General features: G+C 46.2%; 5 protein-coding genes and 1 pseudogene. All 6 read right to left on the bottom strand.

Going from position 1 to position 4,737, the window contains the following annotated elements:
- On the bottom strand, positions 1-275 hold a 275-nt coding region (locus LKD36_RS17265), incomplete at its 3' end, for an ATP-binding cassette domain-containing protein (RefSeq protein ID WP_308460370.1).
- Positions 276-317: 42 nt separating this feature from the next.
- Positions 318-1,160: a YjjW family glycine radical enzyme activase gene (locus tag LKD36_RS17260; RefSeq protein ID WP_118769854.1), complete on the bottom strand. Its 843-nt coding sequence runs from the start codon at positions 1,158-1,160 to the stop codon at positions 318-320.
- The gene (locus LKD36_RS17255; RefSeq protein ID WP_308460369.1) at positions 1,161-2,705 is read right to left on the bottom strand and encodes a YjjI family glycine radical enzyme; all 1,545 of its coding nucleotides are present in this window, start codon (positions 2,703-2,705) and stop codon (positions 1,161-1,163) included. It abuts the gene before it with no gap.
- Positions 2,706-2,747: 42 nt separating this feature from the next.
- Complete coding sequence (gene udp / locus LKD36_RS17250) at positions 2,748-3,524, bottom strand: uridine phosphorylase (RefSeq protein WP_118769852.1); 777 nt, start codon at positions 3,522-3,524, stop codon at positions 2,748-2,750.
- A gap of 2 nt (positions 3,525-3,526) precedes the next feature.
- Entirely contained in the window at positions 3,527-4,264 is a 738-nt protein-coding gene (locus tag LKD36_RS17245) for a Crp/Fnr family transcriptional regulator (protein ID WP_308460368.1), read from the bottom strand.
- Positions 4,265-4,485: 221 nt separating this feature from the next.
- Positions 4,486-4,737: pseudogene (locus tag LKD36_RS17240) on the bottom strand (ABC transporter permease); the annotation flags it as partial.

Below are 4,737 nucleotides of genomic sequence, written 5' to 3'. Positions count from 1 at the left end.
ATGAAATGCTGGTGTACCATACCGATTCCGATATCAATGGCGTCTTTGGGACTGTTAAAATGAACTTCCTTCTCATTGATAAAAATCTGTCCGCTGGTCGGTTTATACAGACCGCAGAGTACGTTCATCATGGTACTCTTTCCAGCTCCGTTCTCTCCTAAGATCGCATGCACTTCCCCCTTGTGCACGGTCAGGTTGATGTGGTCATTTGCTGTAAAATCGCCAAATTTTTTCACGATGTCTTTCATCTGAATGACGACTTTACTTTCATCCATATGGCTTGTTTTTGCCACAGCTTGTTCCCTCCTGCTTTCTTATTAAATAAGTGTTACGTGCGTAAACCCTTTTTCTTCCATAATCTTTCCAAGATGTGCCAGATAATCCTGCCCCGGCACCTGAAAATGAGAATATTCTTCTCTCACCCCCATGGGACGATACGCAATAATCTTTACACGAATATCATTGATTTTCAGATAAGGCGCCAGGAAATCGCCGATCTCACGCACGCTTTTCTCCGTGTCATAGAGATCCGGCACGATGACGGCCCGCACCTCGTAAAGTTTGGAAGTCTTTGCGAGATAAACGGCATTCTGAAGCACCATCTCATTGGTATATCCGGTAACTTTCTTATGTTCCTCAGCTTCAAATGCTTTGATATCCAGCATCACGCCGTCTGCCACTTCCATCAGCTCCGGATAGTTTTCAAATGGAACCATTCCGTTACTGTCGATCAATGTTCCCAGTCCATCCTTCTTTGCCAACCGAAACAGTTCCGTTAAAAACTCCGGCTGTAGCATGCATTCCCCTCCAGAGACGCTGATTCCCCGGATAAACGGAATCTGTTTTTTTACTCTCTCGTAAACTTCTTCCGGAGTCATCTCGCAGGTTCTCGGTGAACTGTCGTTGGGACAAACATGGATACAGGTGTCACACTGCACACATTTGGCAGGATCAAACTTGACCTTTCCGTCTGTTCCCATGGACAGTGCCCCTGCCGGACAGTTTTTCACGCAGGTGCCGCACTGCACACACATTTTTCTTGTTTCCGGATTGTGGCAGTATTTGCAGTTGATATTACACCCCTGCAGAAAGATTGCCGTCCGGTTACCCGGACCATCCACACTGCTGAATGGGATGATCCGGTTCACTACTGCTTTCATTTAACGTACCTTTCTCTCCAGAATATGTCCGTTTCTGGCAGCTCCAAGGCCCAGTGCCGTGGTATCCTGAAGCACTGCCTCGCCATTTGCCAGTTTTTCCAGCTCGGACCGTTTTACCAGATATCCGGTTACACGAATCACATCACTGTCACTGGAATAGAAGGACAGATAACGGAGATCCATCTTGAAGGAACCTTTGATAATATCCAGTACATACTCCGGATTCCGATGAACGGTCATGTCGATCGGGAAAATATCCCCGGTACCAGAAGTAAAGTATTTGTGGAATTTCTTCAGGACATTCAGCTGGTCAATGAGCTCTTCCGGTTCCTCACCGATCGGGATTCTGGTTCCCGGTGTAACGTTCTCATCCTCAGCCAAACCTACCTGTGCATGCAGAAGGAAATGTCCGCCGGTTCCTTCACAGTATTTATTTTTATGGTTCAGATTGAATTCTTTGATAATCTCCATGATTTCCACGCCAAGATCGTTGGCTGCTTCATCATGGCCAAAGCGTCCCTTGATCCCCTCTTTTTCAAACAGGATATTGACGCAGTCTGCAAGACCTACCAGTCCATACATACCGGAGAAACGGTCTCTGTGAATGAATCCTTCTTTTGCAAGGAAGTTGTTCTCGAAGAATCCACTCTCCTCTACTTCGAATTTGATTCTGGCATCCATATAACGTGCCATAATATCCAGTACGTACGGAAGTTCTCTTTCCTTGAAGTCCTGAATATTTTTTGCTCTCTTGGCAATATTTCCAAGCACCAGACGACAGAGGGTGTAAGCGCCGCCCCCCAGCAAAAGTCCGTTGTAGCAGCTGGCAATGACATAATTCTCGCCCAGCTCACTCTTGAACATTTTATGATTTGCAAAGCTCGGTTTTGCGCTGTGCATTGCACAGTCGATGGCTTTCAACGCAAAGTCATCCGGAGTAATATCCTCGTCATATTTGAAGCTCAAGTTCGGAACTGCATTTTCCAGTTCTTTCTCTGCTTCCAGAAGAAGACGTCCTGCTTTGGTGGCTTTCGGTCCGATATTTGCATGGGAGAAGGAATCTAAAATGGTGCGGTCCATCTGGGTCAGGAAAAGTTTCAGCATTTTCTTGGCCTGTGCCTCATCCACGGTGTCAATGTACGGCTCCAGCAGTTCGTCCAGCTGCCCAACATATACCGGATAGTTGGTAACGCTCGGTACATGTTTGTAGAAAATCATCAAGCTGTTCAGTGCCTCATACAGATCCGTCGGCGGGTCCAGCTGAAGGAATTTGCTTCCTTCTTTCAGGAATTTTGCATAATCCGGGATGATGTAACGCGGACGCATGGGAGCATGGCCCTCAGACAGATCACAGATACATTTGCGATCGATGGGTACGTTCAGAAGCTCATCCAGACCTTCCGGAAGATCCAGCACTTCCATCAGAGAATCTGCCTGATTAGCCAGACAGGTCAGTTTCTGCTCATGAGTGAGCGTTGCACTCTCAATAATATCCAGAATATTATTTCTTGTTTCATTGACTCTTTTCATAGAAATGTCACGCATAATAATAGTTTCCTCCTCGTGGTATAAACATGTGGTATAATTTTATTTCTCAGCGTCTTCTTTGATCAGCTTGCGGATTGCTTCCACAGCCACACGGATGGCCATATCCGTATCGTGGGCTACCGGATTATCCAGACCCTGTTTTTCTCTCTCCTGGTTAGCCATTACCAGAAATACAGATCCGCAGCGCACATGCAGGGTGCTTGCTACGATGAACAGTGCTGCAGACTCCATCTCGGATGCCAGACATCCAAGGCGTTTCCATGCCTCCCATTTGTTCAGAAGTTCATAGCTGACCGGCATAGTCTCCGGTGAATGCTGCCCGTAAAATGCATCCTTGCACTGCACCACTCCCACATGGGAAGTCTGTCCCAGTTCCTTTGCAGCAGACCGTAATGCATTTACAATATCAATATCTGCCAATGCCGGGAACTCGATGGGTGCATATTCTTTACTGGTTCCCTCCATACGGATGGCACCGCTGGCAATCACTACGTCAGAACTCTTTACGTCCAGCTGCATGCCTCCGCAGGTACCAACACGGACGAAGGTGTCTGCTCCGCATTTTACCAGTTCTTCCATAGCAATGGATGCGGACGGTCCGCCGATACCGGTGGAAGTTACACTGACTTTTACACCGTCAAGGTAACCAGTGTAAGTCACATATTCGCGGCTGTCTGCCACCAGTTTTGCATCATCAAAGTAAGCAGCAATCTTGGCACAACGCTTCGGGTCTCCCGGAAGGATTACGTATTTTCCGACTTCTCCTTCGCCTACCTGAATGTGATACTGTTTATCCGGATTTTCTGAATATTTCATTATCATTCCCCCATTTCGTTAATCTGATCTTTCATCAGTTCTTTGATCTGTTTATATTGATTCCATGTCATTACGATGTTCCAGCCATTTCTGGTGATGAGTTTCTTCTCCTCCAGCTCCTTCAATGCTCTGGTGATCGTCCGTTCTGATAATCCTGTGACTTCTGAAAAATCTTTTCGACTCATATAGACGCTGTAGGTGTCGAACTTTCCATATGTCTCATATAAATTGGCAAGGATGAGATAAACTCTTTCATTACCCGGAAGCAGCACGTAAAGCCGCTCTTTTCTGGACTGATCCAACAGATAGCCGATGATTCGTTCTGTCTCCATCTGAAGTGCATCCACATCTTTCAGAATCCATTTCTCAAAGGCATCTCTCGGTATCTTTAAAAACAAGCTGTCCTGCGTGGTCGCCAGCGTGGTTCGATACTGATTCATATGTCCCAGAATTTCCATAGTTCCGAAGGTCTCGATGGGATCAAAATGACAGAATCCATAAACCGTTTCCCGCACCCGGTAATCCACTGCCGAGACACATCCTTTCAGAAGGACATATACCTTGTCTACCGGTGTTCCTTCCTGAATGAAGGTCGTCCCCTCCGGCATCCGTGTTACCTGCGTGCTTCCTGTCACGCTCTCCGGTGCATGAGCAAAGTAACGGTTCAGGTAATTCCGCTGTTCCGTATTCAATTTTCGAATGATTTCATCTGCTTCACTCATTTTCGTTAATTTATCCATTTCCTCTTTTATTTCTACTTTATTTATACCACATTTCTCACAGGCAAGAAAGGACAAATGTCCTTTCTTCATTCTTTTTCTTGCCATTTGTCACTTTTAGATTTTTTTCATGACTATTACCAAAACTGAAAGCCTGTTTTTGTCTATAATCACCATATCTATAGGCGCAAAAAACTGACAGCCGGAAAGGACAGCTGTCAGTTTTAGAGCGCTTTTATTATTTATTTAGACTTCACAAAAATCTTGCCGTTGGCTGCCGGTGTGTGGGCTTTTCCCACGAACAGCACAAGTGCCGCGATAGTTACCACATACGGGATCATAGAAATCAGGTTCGGGGATACCATGTTGCTCTGGGATGCCAGGGATTTAATACCACTGCAAAGTCCGAAGAGCAGACATGCCTTCGTTGCTCCCCCCGGGGAGAACTTTCCGAAAATGACTGCCGCAATCGCGATGAAGCCCTGTCCTACGAT

The sequence above is a fragment of the Hominiventricola filiformis genome (assembly GCF_020686965.1).
GTDB classification, from domain to species: Bacteria; Bacillota; Clostridia; order Lachnospirales; family Lachnospiraceae; genus Hominiventricola; species Hominiventricola filiformis.
This window is presented reverse-complemented; position numbering and strand designations above follow the sequence as displayed.

Bases quoted from the DNA above. Each gene is read 5' to 3' on its own strand.
- LKD36_RS17245 (WP_308460368.1), bottom strand. From the start codon at position 4,264: ATGGATAAATTAACGAAAATGAGTGAAGCAGATGAAATCATTCGAAAA.
- LKD36_RS17255 (WP_308460369.1), bottom strand. From the start codon at position 2,705: ATGCGTGACATTTCTATGAAAAGAGTCAATGAAACAAGAAATAATATT.
- LKD36_RS17260 (WP_118769854.1), bottom strand. From the start codon at position 1,160: ATGAAAGCAGTAGTGAACCGGATCATCCCATTCAGCAGTGTGGATGGT.
- udp (WP_118769852.1), bottom strand. From the start codon at position 3,524: ATGAAATATTCAGAAAATCCGGATAAACAGTATCACATTCAGGTAGGC.